The following is a 24,568-nucleotide window of genomic DNA, read 5'->3' as shown; positions in this document are numbered from 1 at the left end:
ATTGTGAAAAGAACATTTTTAAACATTCTATATAATGCGGTTTACCAAATATTTTTGGTATTAGTACCGTTAATAACCGTGCCTTACCTTTCCAGAATTTTGGGTCCTAAAACATATGGTATTTATAGTAATGTGAATAATATTGTTCAGTTCTTAATGATATTCTGTACACTGTCTGTGTCATATATTGGTATGAGAACAATTTCGCAGATTAGATCTTTCGGTAGTGAACAGGATTTAACCAAAGCTTTTTGGGGTCTGTGGTACTTTCAGGCTATTGCTGGTTTTGTGACAATTGCGTTAGTAATTGCTGTAACGAGTTTTTTCCATATTAAGTACGGTCAATATTTGTTATTAATGGTGCCTTACCTTATTTCAGCACAAGTAGATATTTCCTGGTTCTTTCAGGGACTGGCTGATTTTGGCCGAGTGGTTTTAAAAAATACTGCCGTTAAACTAGTATCTGTTATCTTGATTTTATTATGGGTTAAAAGTCCTGGTGATCTTTGGAAGTATATGTTGATTATGTCGGTTTCAACTATGTTGGGATCATTTGTCTTTTGGTTTGATATACACCGTTATGTAGGTGGGCCTGTCAAACACTTTTATCAATACCGTGCGACTGTTAAAGCAATCATCACTCTCTTGATTCCGCAAATTGCAACACAGATTTACACTTCACTTGACAAGCCTATTTTAGGACTTTTTCAGAATTCCACTCAGGTTGCTTTTTATGACAATTCACAAAGAATTTCCAATATGGTTTTGGGAATTGTAACTAGTATTTCCTTAGTAATTATGCCTAAAATGGCGGGTGAAGGAAAAAAAGAACAACGGGTTATTTTAAAAAAATCTTTGGAAGCGACAGTGATGCTGGGAACACTATTTGCAGTTATTATTATGGCTAATACTAAAGAATTTGTGCCTTTCTTTTTTGGGCATAAATTTATCCCAATGACGCCTTTGATGTTCTTCTTCACTTTGACCATCATAATGATTCCAACAGGTGGAGTTTTTGCTAACCAATTTGCACTTGCAAACCACCGAGACCGAGATTATGCCATTCCCGTTATAGTGGGAGCCATTTTAGAAGTAGTATTAAGCTATTTCTTGGATCAGTTTTATGGTGCAACGGGAGCAATGATTGCAATTTTAATTACCGAGTTTATAGTTTTGCTTTTACGACTATGGATTGTTCGTGATGGCTATGATTTTAAATATTCTTTTCGCGAAATTCCTAAATATTTTATAATTGCAATTATTGTTTTGACAGCGGGGATGCTTTTGCCACAAATGTTTTCATCAGCATTTCTTAACATGCTAGTCAAATCAATCATTATGTTTGTTTTGTATATCGCTTTAATGTTCTTGTTGAAACTAGACTTTAATCAAGACATAATTTTGCTATTGAAGAAATTTTTTACCAGAGGTTAAATTATGATTCCCAAAATAATTCACTATGTATGGGTGGGGGGCAACCCTAAGCCTAAAAATATTCAGCGTTGCATGAAAACTTGGACAAAGCATTTGCAAGACTACCAAATAATCGAATGGAACGAACAAAATTTTGATATCCACGAAAATAAATATGTCGAGCAGGCTTATCAAGCTAAAAAATGGGCATTTGTTTCCGACTATATCCGGGCTAAAGCAGTCTATGAAATGGGCGGCATTTATATGGATACTGACGTCTTGGTGCTAGATGATTTGCATGATTTATTAGGTAATAGAGCTTTTGTCGGTTTTGAAAATAAGGAAAATCCCTTTACGGCAGTCTTTGGCGCTGAAAAAGGTCATCCATTAATTAAAGACATGCTTTCTTATTATGATGACCGAGATTTTACATTTGATAAGCAGGACCAATTGGCGGGAGTCAATACTGTATCGGTGTCTGACATTTTAAAAAATAAGTATAATGCTCAGCCTAATAACAAGGAGCAGCAATTGCAGGAAGGCATACATGTTTATCCTGATGGCGTTCTTTGTAATCCTTCTGCGCAGTCAAAGACCATCCATGTTTTTACCGGAACATGGATGGAAGGAGCTAAGCCACTGAAAAGAAAAATAGTGACGGCTTTAAAAGTCAGGATCAAAACGAAAAAAGAGGCAGCACTATATGCCAAAGTTTTCAGATAATCTGATTGAAGAAGAATTACAGAACCTGGTGGCAGAAGTTTCTCTTAAGTATTTTGGCAGACAGTTTAAGCACCAAGTAAAAATTAATAAGCGCATGACAACTACTGGTGGTCGTTATCACTTAGACGATCATCATATTGAAGTTAATGCGCATTTTTTAGCTCCACAGTATCGTCAAGAATTGATTGGCATTATTAAACATGAATTAACACATTATCATTTGCACTTAACTCATAAAGGATATCGTCACAAAGATCAAGATTTCAAGATTTTGCTTGATAAAGTAGGTGGTTCGCGATATGCCCCAGACATAGGTCTCAAACGCAAAAGAAAAGCAAAATATTTGTATGTTTGCACTATATGCGGACAACAGTTTGTGCGGGTTCGGCGCATTAATTTACGTTGCTATGGCTGTGGTAGATGCGGCGGTAGGTTAAAATTAGTCAGTTTTAAAAAAGTTAAATAGAAGCTAATTAACATATTTTGTTTGACAAACTGTTAGGTACCAAACTATAATTTAATTGTAAATTATATTAGGTACCTAACTTTTTATTACATAAAAGGAGCTTAATTATGAGTCAAACAAGTGATCAACTAATGAAACAACTTCATTTTATTTTGCGGGCTAGTCGTTATTATATGTTTCAAAACAAAGAACCGATATCGGGACAAAAACGGGTATTGGCTGTTTTAAAACTTGAAGACGGTTTAACCCAAAATTATTTAGCTGAAATTTTGGCTTTGAAACCCGGGTCTTTAGCTGAATTATTGAAAAAAATGGAACTAAAAGGTGATATCTCACGTGAAGTTGATGAGCAGGACAAACGAGTTAAACGTGTTTATCTAACAGCAGCTGGGAAAGAAAAGGCTGCCAAGCTGGCTGAATTAAAAGACAAGCAAGATACCGAACCTTTCTTTGCCGGTTTGACTGCGGAAGAGCAGGAGCAATTTGGTCAATATCTGCAAAAAATTGCTGCTGGCTGGGATGAAGATTTTAAGGAAAAAGCCACTGATTTTGTTGATCCTGCCTACCGTATGGAAAGGATTAAAAAATGGCGTAAATATGCTGAAGACCATGACTTCTCTAGGTCTGATATGCGAGACATGTGCCGCCACATGTATAGGAAGCATCACTGCAATCATGACTTTGAACCACGTGACTTTACCAAAAATTGTTACAATTATGATAAAATGCACAAATATGATCGGGACTTTTGGCGTAAATTCTGGCATAATGAAAATGAAGAATTATAATTAGCAAGATAAGATAAAGAGTTTTTCAATTATTGAAAAACTTTTTTATTTAGTCTAACTAAGGAAAGCCGGTATCTTTTATGGCATTCAAGTCACTTAAAGATAAAACACAAAGTGTTAAATTCAGTGATTTTTTAAACTTGTTAAAAAGTTTGAATGTTAAAAAATCGTTATTTGCAATAGGGCTGTTTCTCAGTCTGATCACAAGTGTAGCAAATTTAGTATTGCCACTATTGACAAGAGAATTAGTGGATACGAGCAAGTGGGATAATTTTAATTACTCGAGCTTAATTATTATTATCGTTGTTTTTGTCCTACAATTAATTTTAGGAACAGTTGGGGGATTTGTTCTGCGCTATTTTGGTGAAAGCGTAGTTAAGAGCCTTCGTGAACGCTTATGGGGACATCTTTTAAAGTTACCTGTTACGTATTTTGATGTTACCAAAGTAGGTGAAAGCAGTTCTCGCCTGGTTAATGATACGGGAATTATTAAAGATTTGCTGGCTTCTCAATTCCCTAACTTTATTACTGGCGCAATTCAACTCTTTTTCTCATTAATCATTTTATTTGTGATGGATTGGCAAATGGCCACCTTAATGTTTACTGTAATTCCTATTGTGGTAGTAATTTTATTGCCAATTGGTCGCATTATGGTGAGACTTGGTCGCAAATTGCAGTCAGAAACAGCTAAATTTAACGGTGATGTCAGTGAAAAATTGTCTGAAGTACGTTTAATTAAATCCAGTAATGGCGAAAAGTATGAACAAGAATCGGGTAACCACAGGATCAAGAAGATTTTTACTATTGGCGTACTAGATGCTCGTGTTGAAGCTATTTTGCAGCCGATTATCATGACTTTAATGATGGCGGCTTTTGCAGGCATTCTGGCATTTGGCATTATTCGCGTAGGTCAGGGTTCTTTGACCAGTGGTTCTCTTGTAGCATTCTTACTATATCTGTTTAACGTGATTGCACCAGTTGCTAATTTTGCAACTTTCTTTTCACAGATACAAAAAGCCTTGGGTTCAACTGAACGCATACAAGCAATTTTACAAATTGAACCTGAAAAGAATTTAAGTCATCATACTTTTGATTTGAGTAATAAAACGTTGACGGCACAAAACGTTAGTTTTAGTTATGTTAAAAACGAACCCGTTTTACAATCTATTTCATTTGTTTCAAAACCCAACTCTGTAATTGCCTTTGTGGGACCTAGTGGTGGTGGCAAATCTACCATTTTTGCCTTATTAGAACGCTTTTATCAGCCTGAAAGTGGCAAATTCACTATTGGGGATGAAAATATTCAGGATATTGACCTGGCAAATTGGCGCTCCCAAATAGGCTATGTTTCTCAGAACAGTGCTATTTTTTCCGGAACGATTCGGCAAAATTTGGTTTACGGTTTGACCAGAGATATGACTGACGATGATCTTTGGCATGGGCTTGCATTGGCATATGCCGATCAATTTGTGCGTGAGTTTCCTAATCAAATGGAAACTGAAATTGGTGAGCGTGGAATTAAACTATCTGGTGGTCAGAAACAACGTTTAGCTATTGCCAGAGCCTTTTTGCGTAATCCTAAAATCTTAATGCTGGATGAAGCAACGGCAAGTCTGGACTCAGAATCTGAGGGGAAGGTGCAACAAGCTCTAGATAAACTAATGGTCAATAGAACAACATTGGTTATTGCACACCGCCTGGCTACGATAGTTAATGCTGATCAAATTTATTTTGTAGAGAACGGTAAAATTACAGGTCATGGTACTCACCACGAATTAATGCAAAATCACAGTTTGTATGCCAAGTATGTAAATGAGCAAATGGTCGATTAAACCTTTTTAGACAAAATGAGTAAGAAAAGTCTTGTGTTAAATTTAATTTTGGGTTATAGTATTGAATGTGTTGCGGGCATGGCGGAATGGCAGACGCGCAAGACTAAGGATCTTGTGATCGCTTTTAGATCGTGGAAGTTCGAGTCTTCTTGCCCGCATTTTTTATGGAGCTTTGGCTCCATTTTTTTGTATACTTAATTTTAAATGAGCAAAATTGTTATGTCAGCTTACTACTTTTATTTTAAAAATTAATTACATTGCATAATTTATACTCAAGAGAGGTTATACTTAAGAGGAGATTTTTAAAGCAAGGGAAAACAAATGGCGAGAAAACGAAAAAGCAAAAAATTATCTAATACAGCGATCATCATTCGAACATTTATAATCCTATTTTTATTGATTATTGCTTTTGCAACTTTTCGTTATTATCGCAGACAGGCAATTCAATCAGAGCAGATTAGACAGGAGCAGCTTGCTCGAGAACAGGCAAGGCAGAAGATCATCAGGCAACATAAAGCTTTTATCAGAGAAATAGGTCCGATAGCTAAAGAAGTAGATAAATCCTTCGTTCTCTTGCCAAGCATCACGATTGCTCAGGCCTGCCTTGAAAGTGATTATGGCAAAAGCGACCTTTCACAAAAATACAATAACCTATTTGGCGTCAAAGGAAATAATCCTAATACTTCGGCAGTACTAAAAACCAAAGAGTTTGAAAAAGGCAAATGGGTAGTTGTTAAAGCCCGTTTTCAAATTTATGATTCCTATGAAGCTTCTATAAGGGCTCATGCCAGATTGTTCCAAAAGGGGACAACTTGGGACGCAAAACAATATCGTCACGTTCTGGCTGCTAAGAACTATCAAACGCAGGCTCGTGCCTTAGTAAAAGACGGTTACGCAACAGACCCCAATTATGCTGACAAATTAATTAAGTTAATCGAAGAATACAATCTTGCACGTTTTGATAAATAGAATGCAATCAACTCAAAATATGATCATGATTTTTGGTACAATAGAATAGTTAAAAAATTTTTGGGGTGAAAGAATTCAAAATGAGCGCAGAATCAATTTTAGCGGGTTTAAATCCACAGCAAAAAAAGGCAGTGCAGATTACTGAAGGACCATTATTAGTTGTTGCAGGAGCAGGTTCAGGGAAAACTTCCGTTTTAACCAGAAGAATTGCTTACCTTGTTGCTGAAAAAGGAATTGCGCCGTGGAATATTTTGGCTATCACTTTTACCAATAAGGCTGCCACTGAAATGAGAGAGCGTGAGCATAAATTATTGGGACAACAGGCTGACAGTATCTGGATGTCTACTTTTCACGCACTTTGTGTGCGAATATTAAGGCGAGATGCAGAAAAAATTGGTTATACCAGTAATTTTTCTATTGCGGATTCGGCGGAACAGCTCACTTTAATTAAGCATATTCAAAAAGAACAAAATATTAATCCTAAAATGTATGAACCGCGCAGGATTTTATCTGCTATTTCTAATGGCAAAAATGATTTACTTACTCCAGATGCCTATTCTGCTAGCGCTTCCTCACCTTTTGAAAAAGTAACTGCCCAAGTTTATCAGGAATATCAAAAACGTTTAAAGAATGATCAAATTATGGATTTTGATGATTTGATCATGCAGACCTTAGTTCTGTTTAAAACTGATCCTACTGTTTTGCATTATTATCAAAATAAGTTTCGCTATTTGCTAGTTGATGAATACCAGGATACCAACCAGGCACAATATGAATTGTGTCATGCATTAGCTGCACAATATAAAAATATTTGCGTTGTGGGAGACGCGGATCAGTCTATCTATGGCTGGCGCGGTGCTAATATGGAAAATATCATGAATTTTGAAAAAGATTATCATGATGCAGGTGTTCAAACCGTTAAACTGGAACAAAATTACCGTTCAACTGGCCATATTTTGTCTGCCGCTAACGCAGTCATTAAGAATAATAGCAACCGTAAGGCTAAAAAATTATGGACAGACCAAGGTGAAGGAGCAAAAGTAACTTACTACCGTGCTCAAAGTGGCGACGATGAAGCGCACTTTATTATTGTAAAAATTCAAGAAGAGGTAGAAGAGAAAAGACGTTCTTACCATGATTTTGCGGTTTTATATCGTACTAATGCCCAGTCTAGAACAGTCGAAGAGTCATTCGTAAAGTCGAACGTGCCTTACCAAATTGTCGGTGGTCATAAGTTCTATGACAGAAAAGAAATCATGGACATTATGGCTTATCTGAAATTGGTTGCTAATCCGAGCGATTCAATGAGTTTTAACCGCATTATTAATACCCCTAAACGTGGTATTGGACCAGTTAGTGTCAGACGTTTTCTAGATTTTGCCCGTGAAAATAATTTGTCGATTCTAGGAGCTTTTGATCACCTTAATATGTCGGGCGTTACTGCTCGGGCAGTGGCCAAACTTAGTGATTTTGGCGCTAAACTACGCGATGCGATTAATTTTGCTAAAGATCATAGCGTTACTGGGCTAACAGAAAAAATACTGCAGGATTTTGGCTATACTGCTGCCTTGAAAGCTGAACACACAATTGAAGCTGAAACCAGACTAGAAAACCTGGATGAATTTTTGTCTGTTACGAAACGTTTTGATGACGAATATGAAGAAAATGACGACAGTGATGAGACCGAAAATGCTCTTAGTGACTTTTTAGCGGAAGTTTCTCTTTTAAGTGACCAAGATGATTTAGCTAATAATGATGATCAGGTGGCATTAATGACATTACACGCTGCCAAAGGACTGGAATTTCCTGTAGTCTTTTTAGTGGGGATGGAAGATGGACTTTTTCCTTTATCACGTTCATTAATGGAAGATGACCAATTAGAAGAAGAACGTAGATTGGCATATGTTGGAATTACCAGAGCTAAGCGCGAGCTATTCTTAACTAATGCATACTCGCGTATGATGTATGGTCGAATGCAGAATAATCTGCCATCCAGATTTTTGGAAGAAATTGATCAAGATGATCTGGATATTGAAAATTCAGTTCCAATTACTTTCTCAAATGACAATTACCAGACACAAACTGCTCCCTTTGCTAATAGCGATGAACGAGCCCGTGCACAGGTTTACACTCCTAAAATCAAACCTGCTGGTGCAGTTGGAGCAGAGAAAAAGGGTTGGAATGTCGGTGATCAAGTAGAACATAAGTCTTGGGGAAGAGGCGTTGTAACTAAGGTTAACGGTAAAGGCGAAGACATGGAGCTAGATATTGCATTTAGTGGCAAAGGAATCAAGCGGCTTCTAGCAGCATTTGCACCAATTAAAAAGGTATAATTAAAGTAGAAGTAAAAAATACTATTTTTTAATCAGGAGGAAGAAAATGGCAGATTTAACTCTTGATGAGGCCAGAAAAGAAGTTTCTGCGCTAAGAGATAAGCTAGATGAATGGGCAAATGCATATTATACAAAAGACACACCTGAAGTTGAAGATAATGTGTATGATAAAAACTATAATCGTTTAGTTGAACTTGAACAGGAATTTCCGCAGCTGGTGTCGCAAGATTCAATTACCCAAAAGGTCGGGGGACAGATTGACAATCAGTTTGCTAAGGTTAATCACGAAATTCCGATGTTATCAATGGGTGATGTCTTTTCAAAAGAAGAATTACAAGAATTTGATGACAGAGTACAAAAACAGATTGGTCATGAAGTTGCTTATAACGTCGAATTAAAAATTGACGGTTTATCAATTGCACTTGAGTATACTAACGGTAAATTAACCAGAGCTTCCACTAGAGGTAACGGTCAAGTAGGTGAAGACGTTACACCTAATGCTCGCTATATTGCAGATATTCCCCAAACTTTACCTGAAAAATTGACAACGGAAGTACGGGGCGAATGTTATATGGGCAAAGAGCCTTTTGCAAAGCTTAATGCAGAACGTGATGAAAAGGGAGAAACAACTTTTGCCAATCCGCGTAACGCTGCAGCTGGGTCTTTGAGGCAACTGGATGCCAGTATTACCAAGCACCGTCATTTAAGTACGTTTATTTATACTTGGGTTAATCCACCAGCAGAAATTACCAGTCAACACCAGGCTATTGAAAAAATGACTCAGCTTGGTTTTCATACCAACCAAACTGGGCGCAGAATTGCTAAAATGTCTGACATTTTTGCTTTTATTGATGAATTTACTGCAAAAAGAAATTCACTTGATTATGGCATTGATGGTATCGTCTTAAAAGTTGACAATCTGGATTTACAACAAGAACTGGGAAACACGGTTAAAGTGCCTCGTTGGGAAATAGCTTATAAGTTCCCACCAGAAGAGCAAGAAACTGTGGTTCATGAAATCAAATGGACCGTTGGTCGTACTGGTGTCGTAACGCCGACTGCTATCATGGATCCTGTGCAACTTGCTGGTACCACAGTTTCTCATGCAGTTTTGCATAACGCCGATTTGTTGCAACAAAAAGATGTTCGTATTGGTGATACCGTTATGCTGCATAAAGCGGGTGACATTATTCCTGAAATTTCAGAAGTGGTGCTAGCTAAACGGCCTAGGGATGCCCAGCCGTATCCAATTCCGACAAAGTGCCCATCGTGTGGTGAAAAACTGATTCATCTAAAAGATGAAGTGGCTTTGCGTTGCGTTAATCCGTCTTGTCCCGCTCAAATTGAAGAAGGAATTACTCACTTTGCTTCAAGACCTGCAATGAATATTGATGGTTTAGGACCCAAAATTGTGCGACAGCTAATTAAGAACGATTTGGTACATAATGTGGCTGATTTATATCATTTAAATGCATCTGATTTAGCAAAACTAGAACATTTCAAAGATAAATCCATCAGCAATTTATTAAATGCAATAAATAATTCGAAAAGAAATTCAGTCGAATTATTGTTAACTGGACTGGGTATTGATCATGTTGGTGCTAAAGCTGCACGTTTGATTGCACAAAAGTTTAAAAATATGGCAAAGATTATGGCAGCGGACGTGCAAGATGTGGCTGCAATAGATACAATAGGCATGACAATTGCAGAATCTTTGACTACTTATTTTGCTCAAGATGAAGTCGTAGATTTAGTCAATGAACTTAAAAATAGCGGCCTTAATATGGATTATCTTGGTGCAGGTCCAGAAGAAACTGAGTCTATTCCAGATAATTACTTTAAAGATAAGACTGTTGTTTTAACAGGGACTTTGGCTCACTATACTAGAAGTGAATTTACTAAAAAATTGCAATCTTTAGGTGCAAAAGTAACTAGTTCTGTTTCTGGTAAAACAGACTATGTCATTTACGGTCAGGATGCTGGTTCCAAGTACTCAAAGGCTCAGAAACTGGGTGTACCATTATTGACTGAGGAAGAAGCAATTGCTCAAGTTAAATAAAGGACCATTTAAAGTGAAAAAATACTTGCATATATTAGCGCTTTTAGGAATATCATTAAGTTTGACGGCTTGTGGAAACTTGAAAAATTCTGACTTGGCGAATAATGCCAAAACATCTTCTAATTCCAATTCTAAAACTTATCAGACTACTGATACTGGTAACAATGGATATACTGTTTTACTTAAAAACGGACACTATGTAACTAGCCCAATATCTGGTTTAACGGCAACTAATAATGATAATTCGGTGGATACCAGAGAATTAGAACGAGGATTGGTTCAGATTTCTAAGGGTGTTTATTCAACCAATTCTTATGTTTTTCAAGAGGGTCAGTATATTTCTGCCAACATGGCTAATGAATGGTTAGGGCGCAAGTCAAAGTCAAATCCCAATGGTCTGAATCCTGTAGCTGGAACTAAGAAAAATTATCAGCCATATTATTTAGAAGAAATACTTGAACAAGATTTTTTGACAGGATCCGGTTCGAATTATCATATTGGCGGTATTAGCGTTGGACTTGCTCTTAATTCTATTGATTACTACCAAAAGAAAAAAGATGGTCCTGAATATCAAGCCCAAATATCGCGGGCAAAGCAAAAGCAATATGGCCAAGCAGCAGCTGAGCAAGTCGTAGCTCGCTTGCGTAAGAAAAAATCGTTAAAGAAAATCCCAATCACCGTTGGTCTTTTTGCTAAAGAAAGCAAGGATTCGTTAGTTGCTGGAACTTACTTTTTGAGTGGGACAGCGGCTGCTAATAGTAGTAAAATAACTAAATGGAAAACTATTAATACTCAATCTGAAGTTTTGCCTACTGTTGGTGGTAAAAAAGCAATCAACAGCAGTGATGCTTCCAGTTTCAATAGTTTTAAAGAATCTATTCAAAATTATTTCCCTAATATCAGTGGTGTGACGGCAACTTTGCGATATGAAAATGGTAAATTAGCTCAGGAAAATATTTCAATTACTACCCAGTTTTATGGGTATGAGCAAATTCAAAGTTTCACGAGACTTGTTTTATCAACTGCAAAGAAGTATTTAGCTAATAACGTGCCAATTGAAATTAAAATTGGCTCTGTTAATGACATCCAGGCTTTAGTTGCCAAGGAAACAGGGGATAGTAGTTATCAAGTCCATATTTATGGTGGCGAATAAGGAGGTATATTTGCGTGGAAATTACAGAAGATACAATTAAACACGTTGCGACTTTGTCGCGACTTGAAATTGATGAAAAAGATATCGGCAAAGTAACTGAACAAATGAGTTCAATTATTAATATGGCGGATCAATTGTCAGAAGTTAATACCGATGGCGTTAAGGAGACAGTTCAGGTTGTTGATCGTGATACTGTCTTTAGAGAAGATAAGCCTGAACACTGGCAAGACAGAGATGAATTAATGAAAAATGTTCCTGATCAAGCCAATGGCTTCATTAAGGTTCCAGTAATTATTAACAAGGATGAGGACGAGTAATGAATTATTTAAATGAAGATATTGACTCTTTAAATGAAAAGCTTGCCCAAGGAACTTTGTCTGCAGACAAATTAGCGCAAGATACAATCGTTAATATTAAAAAAACAGATGACAAGTTGAATGCCTGGATTACTGTTCAAGAAGATGCTAAACCTACAAGTAATCTTAATTTTGATCAAAATAAACTTGCTGGTATTCCAATTGCTATTAAAGATAACATTATAACTGATGGTGTTAAGACCACAGCTGCCAGTCATATTTTGGATAATTATATTCCGGTATATGATGCAACGGTCATTGAAAGGCTGAAAAAAGCACAAGTGACTTTCGTGGGCAAAACCAATATGGATGAATTTGCGATGGGTTCCTCTACGGAGCACTCATACTTTGGCATCACCCATAATCCGTGGAATCTGGATAAGGTACCGGGCGGTTCATCGGGCGGTTCAGCTGTTGCTGTTGCTTCTGGGCAAGTTGTAGCAGCGCTAGGATCTGATACTGGTGGTTCAATCAGACAGCCTTCTGCATTTAACGGTATTTTTGGTATTAAGCCGACATATGGTCGAGTTTCACGTTGGGGTTTAATTGCATTTGCTTCTTCATTAGATGAAATCGGTGTGATGAGTAAGCGAGCAAAAACCTCGGCTCAAGTTTTAAATGTTATTGCAGGTAGTGACGATCACGATTCTACTCTTTCAACTAGGGCAGTTCCCGATTTTACCAAGTATATTGGTCAAGATGTTAAAGGGATGCATGTAGCAGTTGTTAAAGAATATATGGCTGCAGTTGATGGCGATATGCGTGCTGTTCTGCAAGAACAAATTGATGCTCTGGAAAAAGCAGGTGCTATTATCACTGAAGTATCCTTACCTTTAACAAAATATGCGGTTCCAGACTACTATATCATTGCCTCAAGTGAAGCTTCATCAAACTTGCAAAGATTTGATGGGATTCGTTACGGCTACCGTGCTCAAGATACTAAGAACCTCCTAGATGTATACGTTAAATCTCGTTCAGAGGGTTTTGGTGAAGAAGTTAAACGCCGGATTATGCTGGGATCCTTTGCACTTTCAGCTGGTTCTTATGATCGTTTCTTTAGACAAGCATCTAAAGTGAGAACGTTAATTTGTGATGAATTCGAAAAAGTTTTTGCAGAAAATGATGTTATTGTGGGACCAACAACGACAACTCCTGCTTTTGGCATCGGTAGTGAAATTTCCGATCCAATCAAAATGTACAACAATGATATTTTGACAATTTCAGCTAATTTAGCCGGAATACCGGCTGCCAGTGTTCCAGCTGGTTTAGTTGACGGAATGCCTGTAGGTCTGCAGATTATGGCCAAAAGATTCGATGAAGGCAGCATTTTCCAAGTGGCTGACTTTATTGAAAGAACTAATAAATTTTATGAAAAAACACCAACTGGAATGGAGGATTAACTGATGAATTTTAAATCAACGATTGGGTTCGAAGTTCACTTTGAATTAAAAACTAAAAGTAAGATTTTTTCACCTTCACCAGTAAGTTATGGTGCAAAGCCCAACACGGAAACAAATGTAATTGATTGGGCAATGCCAGGTGTTTTACCTTACGTTAACAAAGACGTTTATCGCTTAGGAATTATGGTTGCATTGGCAACGCATGCTCATATTTTACCGACTACTCATTTTGATCGGAAAAATTATTATTACCCAGATAGTCCTAAGGCTTACCAAATCACCCAATTTTTCCAACCACTAGCTCGTGATGGCTATGTTGAAATTGAATCTCACGGTAAGAAAAAGCGTATCGGCATTCATGAAATGCACATCGAGGAAGATGCCGGCAAAAATACTCATGGTACAAACGGGTATTCATACGTTGACTTAAACCGTCAGGGTGTTCCTTTACTTGAAGTTGTTTCTGAACCAGAAATTGCTGATCCTGATGAAGGCTATGCCTACCTTGAAAAATTACGTAAAATTGTTCAGTTTACAGGAGCTTCTGATGTTAAGATGGAAGAGGGATCAATGCGTGTTGATACTAATATTTCCATTAGACCCGCTGGTCAAAAAGAACTGGGCACTAAAGTTGAAATGAAAAACCTGAACTCGTTTGAACATGTGCGTAAATCTTTGGCATATGAAGAAAAGCGGCAAGCACAAGTTCTCCTTTCTGGTGGTCGCGTGCAACTTTCAACTCGGCGTTTTGATGAAGCAACTGGTAAAACTGTTTTGGAACGTGTCAAAGAAGGAGATGCAGATTACCGTTACTTCCCTGAACCTGATATTGCTCCTGATCATATCAGCCAAGAGTGGATTGATGAAATCAAATCAACTTTGCCACGCTCAGCTGAAGAACGATACAACCAATACGTGAATGAATTTGGTTTGAAAGAATACGACGCTAATGTTCTTTTGCAAACTAAAGAAAGTTCAGACTTCTTTGATCAAACTGTTGCTGCTGGAGCTGATCCGCAACTTGCTGCCAATTGGATGAATACCCAAGTTAATGGTTATTTGAATGATAATCGCGTTGAACTTGCTGATATTAAGTTGACACCAGAGCATTTGGCTGCCATGATTAAGTTGATTAAAGATGGCACGATTTCTTCTAAGATTGCTAAAAAAGTTTTTGCAGAGACAATTGCTAATGGTACCGATCCTAAGAAATATGTTGAAGACAAAGGTATGGTGCAGTTATCTGATACCAGCGTCTTAGCACCTATGGTGAAAGAAGTTGTTGATAACAACCCACAATCAGTAGAAGACTTTAAGAACGGTAAAGACCGTGCAATTGGCTATCTTGTCGGCCAGTTGATGAAACAGACCAGGGGCAAGGCAAATCCAAAGGTAATTAATAAGTTACTGAATGAAGAATTGCAGAAGCGTTAAGTAAGTTTTGAAATAATAAGGGTAGAAATTATGACTGAAAAAGCAAGATTGATCTATAATCCTGTATCTGGTCACGAACAGATGCCTAAAAATGTCGCGGATATATTGGACGTTTTGGAACAAGCTGGATATGAGGCAAGTGCATTTAGAACTAAGCCGGAAAAGCAGAGTGCGCAAAAAGAAGCAACCCGTGTAGCTAATGAAGGTTTTGAATTGATTGTTGCCGCTGGTGGTGATGGCACTATCAATGAAGTAGTAAACGGCATTGCTTATTTAGAGAAAAGACCTAAGATGGCAATTATTCCTGCCGGTACAACTAATGATTATGCTCGTGCTCTACATATTCCACGAAATGATATTGCCGAAGCGACAAAAGTTATTCTCAAAAATAAAACTCGTAAAATGGACATTGGTCAAGCGACTTTTGCCAAAGATATTCAGTATTTCGTCAATATTGCAGCTTGTGGCTCACTAACCGAATTAACTTATGGAGTTCCTTCAGAAGTAAAGTCTGCTCTGGGTTATACCGCCTATTTAATTAAAGGTGCTGAAATGTTGCCTCATTTAACTGAAAATGAATTGCGTCTGACATATGATGAGGGCGTGTATGAGGGCAAGCTTTCAATGCTATTGCTCGGAATGACTAATTCTATTGGTGGTTTTGAACAAATAATGCCTGATGCTGAACTAAGTGATGGTTTATTCCAACTAATAATTGTTAAGCCGTCCGATCCAGTAAAATTACTGAAATTGATGGCTTTGGCATTAAACGGCAAGCATGTTGATGACCCAGACATTATTTACACCAAGACACGTAGCTTAAAGATTGAACTAATGGGTAAAAGCAAGGGAGAGAAGTTGCCAGTTAACCTTGATGGTGAAATTGGTGATTATTGTCCTGTTACCTTTAAAAATTTACAACAACGAATTGAATTTTTTGTTGGTGAATAATTAAAACACAAAGAAAGAGCAACTACTATTAACAGTAGTTGCTCTTTTTGCTTGTTAATAAAATCTATTAGTTGCGGCTATTGCCACTGCCACCAAAGATTTCTAGCAAGAACATAAAAATATTAATGAAATCAAGGTAAAGTTGCAATGCACCAAGAACTGCTAAACCATTAGTTGAAACTTGATCACTGTAATTACTGTAAATTGCTTTCATTCGGTTAGCATCACTGGCAACTAAGCCCGTGAAAAGAATGACACCGATAAATGAGAAGACATAGGTAACGGCAGGGCTACGTAAAAACATATTAACTACCCAGGCAACAACGAAACCAAGTAAAGCAGCACTCAAGTATGAATTCCAGTTGCTAAGATCTCTTTTAGTAAAAGTACCAAACAAGGCCATGGCAATAAACACGGCAGCTGCTGAAACAAAAGCAGTGGTGATTTGGGTGCCGGTATAAAAGCCGGCAATTAAGGCAAACTCAAAGCCGTAAATTGCTGATAGTATTGTTAACATTACTAAACTTGCAACTGGACTACGATCTGCCTTAAAGCTAATTCCCATTGATAAGCCAAAAGGTACAAATAAAATGAGCCACATCATAGCTACTGGCATGTTCATCACAGCGCTTCTGAATACGGTCATTGTTAAGTAAGCTGCTAATGCAGAAATCAGCACGGCACCACCCATGAGAGCATACATTTTAGTTAAAAAAGTATTAGTTTCGGAGATGGTGTGGATTTGGCGCCTATCTGAATTAGTATCGTAATTATTCATGAAAAACGTCCTTTCTTTAATTATTAATATTAAAAGTAACACAGACTAAAGTAAGTGTGAAGGGAAAAAACTGAAATTAATTCAATATTAAGAATACGGCATGTACATTACTTTTGTTGGGATTTTTAGTAAAATAGATATATTAATTAGTGTTTGTAAAAAAGGACAAAATATGGAAAAGAATCAAATAATTAAACTTGAAATTACCGACTTATCATATGAAGCTATGGGAGTAGCCCATTATGAAGGGATGACGGTATTCGTTAACAATGCTTTACCGGGAGAAACGGTAGAAGCCAAGATCTTAAAAGTCAAAAAGAGTTTTGCTTTTGCTAAAATCGAGCAGATCATTAAGGAAAGTCCTGACCGGGTTAATATTAAGCTCAACCAGTGGGTTCAAACCGGCTTGGCATCTTTAGCACACGTTAAATACGATAAGCAGCTGGAATTTAAACGTAATCAAGTATTAAATTTATTGCAGAAAGCACATTTAGATGATGTAAAAGTAGGCGAGACTTTGCCTAGTCCAGAACAAACTGGCTACCGTAATAAGGCACAGGTGCCGGTTCGTGAAGTTAAGGGCCAGCTTGAAATTGGTTTTTTCAGAAAACATTCACATGATTTAGTGCCACTGACTAATTTCTTTACTACTGATCCTGAAATTGACCGCGTTTTAGTTGCTGTGCGTGACATTTTAAGACAATACCGTGTTCCAGCTTACGATGAAATTCATAATCAGGGTGAAGTCAGGTACTTGGACGTTCGCCGCAGTAAAGCGACTGGTGAAATTATGGTCATCTTGGTTTGTCTGCACAAGGATTTTCCGCAACTACCTGAAGTGGCTGATGCAATTAAACAAATCGAGGGTGTAACTAGTCTTGTCTTGAATTATAATCCGAAGAAGACCAACGTTATCTTGGGTAAGGTTGATTACTTGATCTTTGGTAAACCACAAATTACGGATCAAATAGGTGATGTTAAGTTTAAGATTTCCCCTGAAAGTTTCTTTCAAATTAATTCACTGCAAACTCCCCGCTTATATGATTTAGCTATCAAAAAAGCTGATTTAAAGCCTGATGATATCGTGATTGATGCTTATTCTGGTATTGGAACTATTGGCTTAAGTGTTGCTAAACACGTCAAATCTGTTCGCGGAATTGAAAGCGTGTCTGACGCGGTGAAAGATGCCAATAATAATGCTAAGTTGAATGGTATCAATAATGCCAAATATGTTACAGGTAAAGCTGAAGAAGTGATGCCAAGATGGGCTGCAAAGGGGATAAAAGCCGATGTCATCTTTGTCGACCCACCACGAAAAGGATTAACGTCAGAATTTATTGAGGCAGCAGTAAAAACTAGTCCAAAGAAGATTGTTTATATCTCATGCAATCCCGCAACCATGATTCGTGATTTGCAGGAATTTATAAATGAGGGTTACACCTTCAGTCAAATCGATCCTGTTGACATGTTTCCACAAACACCGCATGTAGAGGCGGTGACGGTGCTGGAACGTACAGATAAATAACCGTTAAACCTTATCCTAATATCATCTGTAGATAATCGGAAGTGTGCTTTTTCCTTTCAGAATGATAGGAATTAGTACAATTTTTGTTTTTCTGGCTGGTGGGTCGAGTTTTCTATGTCCTATTTTGATAATTTATCAGTGTCCAATTTTGGAAGTCGTGTACTTGTGTGTAGTGAAAATAGCTGAAATGTTTGGTATTTGTGTGATGCTGAAAAACTGTTTATTGGTTAGAAGTTGAAAATTCTCGTTTACCTAATAATCTGAAGACAGAGTTGCTGAGCTATTTAATCTCTCATCCAAAAAAGGTAAAGTAATTTTAATTAAATAATACTGACATGTCGAGGAGAGCTTTTGATCAAGTAAAAGCGAATGTAACCGAATTTGAAAATAATAGCGAACGGGGAGGCTTTTTGCTATATATTGGCAAATAGAGTTTGAAAACTGCTGGTACTGAAAAGGATTTTTTTAGTATCAGTTTTTGTTTGTTCTTAGATTATGCGAACGTAGAATTAAGTATCTATAATTAATAAAAAATACTGTATAATTAAACTATTAGACTATTTATTCAAAGAAAAAGTATGTATTTAAGCTACAACAAATTATGGGAATTGTAAGATCTTAGTTTTGGAGAGAAAACATGGTAAAAACATATAATGAATTAACTCGAGTTCAACTTCCTGCTGTACTGCATTTAATAAAGCTGGGCTATAAATATTTTTCCTATAAGCAAAACAAACAAGATATTGATAATGAAACTAATATTTTTGTTCCAGAGTTTCGAGAGCAGTTTCTAAAATTAAATTCAGGAGCAACAAATTCTGATTTTGAAAAAGAATTTAAGGATATCAAATTAGAGTTAGGCTATAACGATCTAGGTTACAGCTTCTTTAACAGAATACAAGGAACAAGTAATTCTAATTATAAATTTGTTGATTGGGAAAACTTTAGTAAGAATTCATTCAAAATAGCTATTGAAGTTCCTTGCATAAATGGCGAAGAAGAATTTAGACCTGATATAACGGTATTCGTTAATGGCCTTCCACTTAGTTATATCGAAGTAAAACAACCTAATGCAATTAGGGATGAAACAACGGGAATGAAGTCAGAATTTAATCGGATGACTGTTAGGCTTAAAAATAAAAAATTCAGAAAGTTCCACAATATTACTCAATTAATTTGTTTTTCAGACAATATGCCCTATGCTGATGATAAAGGACAACAATTGCAAGGCTCATATTATGCTACTACAAGTCTTGGAAAAGTCATTTTTAATTCCATGCATGAAGAAAGGTACGGAGAATTAGTGGATAGAATTGGAGCTATTTCAGACCAACAAGTAAATGAAGTATTAAAAGATGCAAATAAGATTGTTCTAAAAAATAGTCCTGAATTTAAGACGAATTGTCAAAATGAAACCCCAATGAATAAATTCTTAACTTCAATGTATGACAAACAGCGATTACTATTTTTCTTGCGCTTTGGGATGACCTATGTTGATAAAAAAGACAAAAATGGTAACGAAGTTCTGCAAAAGCATATTATGAGATACCCGCAATTTTTTGCTACCCGAGCAGTTGCTGACAAAATTAAAGAAGGAGTGAAGAAGGGCGTTATTTGGCATACACAGGGTTCAGGTAAAACTGCACTAGCATTTTTTAATATTAGATATCTGCGATACCTTTTTCAAAAAAAGAATGTTATCCCGAGATTTTATTTTGTTGTAGACAGATTGGATTTAGCGGCTCAGGCAAGTAAGTCTTTTAAAGAACGTGGATTGAAAGTTAAGCTAATTTCAAACAAGAGACAACTTAATAAGTCTTTTTCTGAGGATGTAGCTGTAGTTAATATTCAAAAAGTTAGTGAAGATACTGATTTGACGAACAAATCCAGATATGATCTGAATATTCAAAATATTTACTTCATTGATGAAGCTCACCGCTCATATAATAAAAAAGGATCATATTTGCCTAACTTATACAATGCTGACAAAAAGTCTATAAAAATCGCATTAACTGGTACGCCATTAATCAATATTGATCACAAAGATAAGAAAACTACCACTAAGGAAATATTTGGTGATTATATTCATAAGTACTATTACAACCAATCTATCCAAGATGGTTATACTCTACGCTTGATGCGAGAGGAAATTGAAACCAGCTATAAGCATAAATTAAAGGATATTTTAGATGGTTTAGATGGTGATGTTGAAAAGGGAAGCTTGAATAAAAACCGTTTTTACTCCAATCCAAAATTTGTTTCTCCAATGTTGGATTATATAATTGAAGATTTTGTCAAATCGAGGGATATATATGGAGACCATACCATCGGAGGAATGATTGTTGCACAATCTCGTGAACAAGCTAGCGAGATGTATAAGAAATTCCAAGAAAGGCGACGGTCTGGCAAGACAAAGTTAACTGCGTCACTCATCCTTTCTGAAAAAGATGATAAAGAAACTAGGGGAGAAGAGGTTGAAGATTTTAAAAAAGGTAAAACAGATTTACTCATTGTTTATAAGATGCTACTAACAGGCTTTAATGCTCCAAGGCTCAAAAAATTATATCTTGGACGAATGATTAAAGCACATAACTTATTGCAAGCTTTAACACGTGTTAACAGACCATATAAAGATTTTCGTATGGGCTATATTGTAGATTTTGCGAATATTTCAAAAGAGTTTGATAAGACAAACCATGCATATTTTGAAGAATTAAATAGTGAGTACAATTCTGACTTAACAGATGAAAAAGCTGAAAATATATATGGATCCCTCTTTGTACCCGCACATGAAATTGAGGATAGCCTGGATCAGGCAAAAATTATTCTGTCACAATATGATACATATAATTTAGAGAACTTTAGTTATCAGGTTAGTGAAACGCCAGAAAAGAAAGATTTGTTGGAGTTAAAAAATACCCTTGAAAAGCTTAAAGAGTATTACAACATTAGCCGACTGATGTCGTACACTGATTTAACAGAAAAAATCAAGGCAGTAGAAGTTCCTAAACTATTAAAAATAGTATCTGACAGGTTGATGACCTTAAATCTTATTTCTAATGCCAAAGATGACTCTAGTGACCAGCTTTTGAGAATGGCCATGAATAAAATAGACTTTAGTTTTAAGAAGGTCGGCGAGGTTGAACTGCAGTTAGCAGCAAATGATTTTTTTGAGAAGCAGAGGCAAGCTGCATCAGCTTTGGGTCATAATTGGGATCAAAAAGATCCTGAGTGGATTAGCCTTTATGAAGAATTTACACGCGTTCTTGAAAAACAGCATATTGGTGAAATGACAACAACAGATACTAAATTGAATACAACTGCTCTTGATCTAATAATAAAGCGAATTAACAATTTAAATGCTAAGAATAGACGTTTATCAACGGCATTTAATGGCGATAAAAAGTTTGCTAGAACGTATAAGTATGTCATATATAAGAAAAAGGGTGCTGCACCTAGTTCAGTAGCTGAAGAACCTGGATTATATAAGGTTATGAAAAAATCAAAAGATAAAATTGATGATGAGGTGTCTAAAAACCAAAACATGGTCGTAAATAAGGCATACTTTAACAACGAAGCTAGACAATCTATTCGTCAAAGTAGTCGAGAAGAGAATATAAAAATACCTGTGCCAGAAGTTAAAGAAGTTTCTAGTCTTTTGACTGAGGAATATGACAAAGAGTATCAAGGAGTTGATCAAAACAAATGAATAATACTGAGTACAGTAATAAGGTCAAGCAATTAGTTGATGATTTGAAAGGCGTCTTTACCAGTGCTGGGCTAGGGGGAGAAGCCGGTGAATATAAACTACTTACTCAATCTTTCTTGTACAAATTTATTAACGATAAATTCTTGTATGAAGCACGGAAATTTGACCCTAAGAATGATTATCAAACTCTCATGAAAATGAGTGATGATGTTTATGAGGGATTACAAATGGATCTGGGTAATGAGTCCGCAGTAATTAAACGAGAGGATCTGATTGAAACACTGTTTAATCGTCAAAATGAAGATGATTTTAGTACTTTATTTGATGCTACATTGAATGACATTGCCATTGATAATAATGATATTTATTCAGTAGAAACTGCCGGAAATACTCAAGTACGGTTATTTGATAGTGATCTTATTCAAGATAACGTTATCGACGGATCACAACGTAATATTGTCGCTCGAGCAATTATTAATAAATTGTCAGAAACTAAGTTTGATGAGCATATCTTTGATGCTGGTTTCGACTTTTTTTCCACTATTTTTGAATATATGATCAAAGATTACAACAAGGATGGTGGTGGAAAATACGCTGAATACTATACCCCACATTCTGTTGCTAAAATTATCGCCAATATTCTGGTTGGAAATGATACGCCAGAGAATGTAAAAGTATATGACCCTGCAGCCGGATCTGGTACCTTGTTGATGACGTTAGCTAGCAAAATTGGTACTGATAAAACTACTGTGTATAGTCAAGATATTTCTCAAAAATCGACCAATTTATTGCGTTTGAATTTGATCTTAAATGGGTTGAGTCACTCAATCCATAATATTGTTCAGGGAAATACAATACTTCATAACAAACATAATGAAAAAATGGACTACATTGTCTCGAATCCACCATTCAATTTAGACTTCTCTCAATGGAGAGATGAGGTAATGACGTTACCTGATAGTAATTTAAGATTTTTTGCTGGTACTCCTAATATTCCAAAAAAGAAAAAAAGTAGCATGTCTATTTATTTACTTTTTATACAACATATTTTGTATTCAATGCGTAATGATGGGCGTGCTGCAATAGTTGTACCTAGTGGCTTTTTGACAGATACAGGTTCCATTGAATCAGAACTTCGTAAAAAAGTGATTGAAAATAAATCTTTATTTGCGGTTGTTCAGATGCCTACAAATGTATTTGCAACTACTAATACAAGCGTTTCAGTAATTTTTATTGATAAAAGTAAGGAACACACTAATGTTATGTTTGTAGATGCTTCAAAGTTAGGAAGTTTAGTAAAGGCAAAAGATAATACTAGGGTTGTTCTTTCTGACCAAGATCAACAAAGAATATCTGATGCAATAGTTAACAATAAAGAAGTGCAAGAATTTTCTACCTTAGTTCCAACCAGTACAATTACTGATAATGACTATATGCTAAAACCGGGCCTTTATTTCGAAATGCAATATTCTGTCTTGACTAACTATCTTGTGAATCTAAATAGTGAAATTAGGAAAGCAAAGCAAAGAAAAAAAGGATTGCTATGGAATATAAGAAATGAATTGGAACGTAATAAAATAATTGAATGGTTTGTAAAATTTAATGCTGATACTGGTGTATTTTCAGGAGAGCAAAAATCTTCATTATATGGGGACATACCCGTTGAAATTGAACTCATATCTTTAGAACAGCTATTAGATAAAACAATTGGAGGAGAATGGGGAAAGGCTAACGAGCAGGGTAATTATAAAAATAGAATAAAGTGTATTAGAGGTACAGATATTCCTAATGTATCGATAGCATATTATGATGAGGTACCTACCAGATATGTTTTGGACAAGCATATTAAAGAAAAAAGTGTACGTGTTAATGACATAATAATTGAAATTTCAGGAGGTAGTCCGATTCAATCAACTGGGAGAATTTGTTTAATTACAGAGAAATTACTAAAAGAAATGAGTGTACCTGTGTTATGCACCAACTTTTGCAGGATTTTAAGATTGAAATCACCTGAATTAGCATTATATGTATATAACTATCTTGTGCTTTTATATGACCGCGGATATTTCTTTAACCTTGAAAATAATACTACGGGAATAAAAAATTTGATATTTAATTCTTTTGAAAAAAATGTTAAAGTACCGATACCAACTGCAGAAGTGATGCAAAAGTTTAATAAGAGCTTAGAAAAAGATTTCCAAAAAATAACAATTTAACTAAGCAATCTTAAACTTCAATTAGGGGATTTTTTATTCTAGAGATTGAGAAATAATTGTTAAGTTAATCTTCAGTATGCCTTCCTTTTTATTTGGAAGAACTGTTTATTTTTAAATTACCGGTTTGAAATATTTGATAATTCGGACAAACTAAAATGATTTTTTAATTACTATGGAAAGATTATTCTCTAAAGAGTCGTGAGTAATATGCTTAAGATGTTGCCCAATAACCGAATTGACTAAGAATATGTTCATACTTAAACAACGTCAGAACGACTTAAATAAGCATGACTCCAGTTAAATATTCTAATCATACCTTAGCAGCTTGATTATTCAATTTTGTCTAACTTTTGTCCCATCCTTCATAAAGAAAGCGACTTGGTTACCTTTATATCTTCAGAAAATTCGTTCGCAACCTGCCAAATTGGGCGGCCTTTTATGCATAAAACGTGAAAATAAATGT

At 36.0% G+C, this 24,568-nt stretch carries 17 protein-coding genes and 1 tRNA gene; 17 read left to right on the top strand and 1 reads right to left on the bottom strand.

Going from position 1 to position 24,568, the window contains the following annotated elements; all coding sequences use genetic code 11:
• Positions 1–3 precede the first annotated feature (3 nt).
• From LDM90_RS06170 to LDM90_RS06105, 14 genes are all read left to right on the top strand, one after another.
• A complete protein-coding gene (locus LDM90_RS06170; RefSeq protein ID WP_034977212.1) occupies positions 4–1,434 on the top strand; it encodes an oligosaccharide flippase family protein in 1,431 nt (476 codons plus the stop codon).
• 3 nt (positions 1,435–1,437) lie between these two features.
• On the top strand, positions 1,438–2,136 hold the full coding sequence (locus LDM90_RS06165) for a glycosyltransferase family 32 protein (RefSeq protein ID WP_223896818.1): 699 nt from the start codon (positions 1,438–1,440) through the stop codon (positions 2,134–2,136).
• A 1-nt stretch (position 2,137) separates the two neighbouring features.
• Entirely contained in the window at positions 2,138–2,602 is a 465-nt protein-coding gene (locus LDM90_RS06160) for a SprT family protein (protein WP_223896904.1), read from the top strand.
• Between the two features lie 107 nt (positions 2,603–2,709).
• On the top strand, positions 2,710–3,390 hold the full coding sequence (locus tag LDM90_RS06155) for a MarR family winged helix-turn-helix transcriptional regulator (RefSeq protein WP_223896819.1): 681 nt from the start codon (positions 2,710–2,712) through the stop codon (positions 3,388–3,390).
• Positions 3,391–3,470: 80 nt separating this feature from the next.
• Complete coding sequence (locus LDM90_RS06150) at positions 3,471–5,222, top strand: ABC transporter ATP-binding protein (protein WP_223896820.1); 1,752 nt, start codon at positions 3,471–3,473, stop codon at positions 5,220–5,222.
• A gap of 72 nt (positions 5,223–5,294) precedes the next feature.
• A tRNA-Leu gene (locus LDM90_RS06145) sits at positions 5,295–5,380 on the top strand.
• A 163-nt stretch (positions 5,381–5,543) separates the two neighbouring features.
• Positions 5,544–6,191: a glycoside hydrolase family 73 protein gene (locus LDM90_RS06140; RefSeq protein WP_223896821.1), complete on the top strand. Its 648-nt coding sequence runs from the start codon at positions 5,544–5,546 to the stop codon at positions 6,189–6,191.
• A gap of 80 nt (positions 6,192–6,271) precedes the next feature.
• Entirely contained in the window at positions 6,272–8,524 is a 2,253-nt protein-coding gene (gene pcrA, locus LDM90_RS06135) for a DNA helicase PcrA (RefSeq protein WP_223896822.1), read from the top strand.
• A gap of 46 nt (positions 8,525–8,570) precedes the next feature.
• The gene (gene ligA / locus LDM90_RS06130) at positions 8,571–10,583 is read left to right on the top strand and encodes an NAD-dependent DNA ligase LigA (RefSeq protein WP_223896823.1); all 2,013 of its coding nucleotides are present in this window, start codon (positions 8,571–8,573) and stop codon (positions 10,581–10,583) included.
• A 13-nt stretch (positions 10,584–10,596) separates the two neighbouring features.
• The gene (locus LDM90_RS06125) at positions 10,597–11,736 is read left to right on the top strand and encodes a CamS family sex pheromone protein (protein ID WP_223896824.1); all 1,140 of its coding nucleotides are present in this window, start codon (positions 10,597–10,599) and stop codon (positions 11,734–11,736) included.
• A 14-nt stretch (positions 11,737–11,750) separates the two neighbouring features.
• Positions 11,751–12,053 carry an Asp-tRNA(Asn)/Glu-tRNA(Gln) amidotransferase subunit GatC gene (gene gatC / locus LDM90_RS06120; protein WP_045927721.1) on the top strand — a complete coding sequence of 101 codons (303 nt, stop codon included), beginning with the start codon at positions 11,751–11,753 and terminating at the stop codon, positions 12,051–12,053.
• Positions 12,053–13,492 (top strand): Asp-tRNA(Asn)/Glu-tRNA(Gln) amidotransferase subunit GatA, encoded by a 1,440-nt coding sequence (gatA, locus tag LDM90_RS06115; RefSeq protein ID WP_223896825.1) that lies wholly within the window; start codon positions 12,053–12,055, stop codon positions 13,490–13,492. Before gatC ends, gatA begins: the two co-directional genes overlap by 1 nt.
• A 3-nt stretch (positions 13,493–13,495) precedes the next feature.
• On the top strand, positions 13,496–14,926 hold the full coding sequence (gene gatB, locus LDM90_RS06110; RefSeq protein ID WP_034977233.1) for an Asp-tRNA(Asn)/Glu-tRNA(Gln) amidotransferase subunit GatB: 1,431 nt from the start codon (positions 13,496–13,498) through the stop codon (positions 14,924–14,926).
• 30 nt (positions 14,927–14,956) lie between these two features.
• Entirely contained in the window at positions 14,957–15,877 is a 921-nt protein-coding gene (locus tag LDM90_RS06105; RefSeq protein WP_122052089.1) for a diacylglycerol kinase family lipid kinase, read from the top strand.
• Between the two features lie 67 nt (positions 15,878–15,944).
• On the opposite strand, the gene LDM90_RS06100 is transcribed toward LDM90_RS06105, so the two are convergent.
• Entirely contained in the window at positions 15,945–16,655 is a 711-nt protein-coding gene (locus tag LDM90_RS06100) for a Bax inhibitor-1/YccA family protein (RefSeq protein ID WP_223896826.1), read from the bottom strand.
• A gap of 172 nt (positions 16,656–16,827) precedes the next feature.
• Here LDM90_RS06100 and rlmD point away from each other — a divergent pair, with 172 nt between their 5' ends.
• The 3 genes from rlmD (at position 16,828) to LDM90_RS06085 (ending at position 24,105) form a co-directional block, all read left to right on the top strand.
• Positions 16,828–18,180 carry a 23S rRNA (uracil(1939)-C(5))-methyltransferase RlmD gene (rlmD, locus tag LDM90_RS06095; protein WP_223896827.1) on the top strand — a complete coding sequence of 451 codons (1,353 nt, stop codon included), beginning with the start codon at positions 16,828–16,830 and terminating at the stop codon, positions 18,178–18,180.
• Between the two features lie 637 nt (positions 18,181–18,817).
• Positions 18,818–21,889, top strand: coding sequence for a DEAD/DEAH box helicase family protein (locus LDM90_RS06090; protein WP_223896828.1), 3,072 nt, complete (start codon positions 18,818–18,820; stop codon positions 21,887–21,889).
• On the top strand, positions 21,886–24,105 hold the full coding sequence (locus LDM90_RS06085) for an N-6 DNA methylase (protein ID WP_223896829.1): 2,220 nt from the start codon (positions 21,886–21,888) through the stop codon (positions 24,103–24,105). Before LDM90_RS06090 ends, LDM90_RS06085 begins: the two co-directional genes overlap by 4 nt.
• Positions 24,106–24,568 lie beyond the last annotated feature (463 nt).

Origin of the sequence: Lactobacillus huangpiensis, assembly GCF_019972815.1 — a bacterium.
GTDB lineage: Bacteria > Bacillota > Bacilli > Lactobacillales > Lactobacillaceae > Lactobacillus > Lactobacillus huangpiensis.
This window is presented reverse-complemented; position numbering and strand designations above follow the sequence as displayed.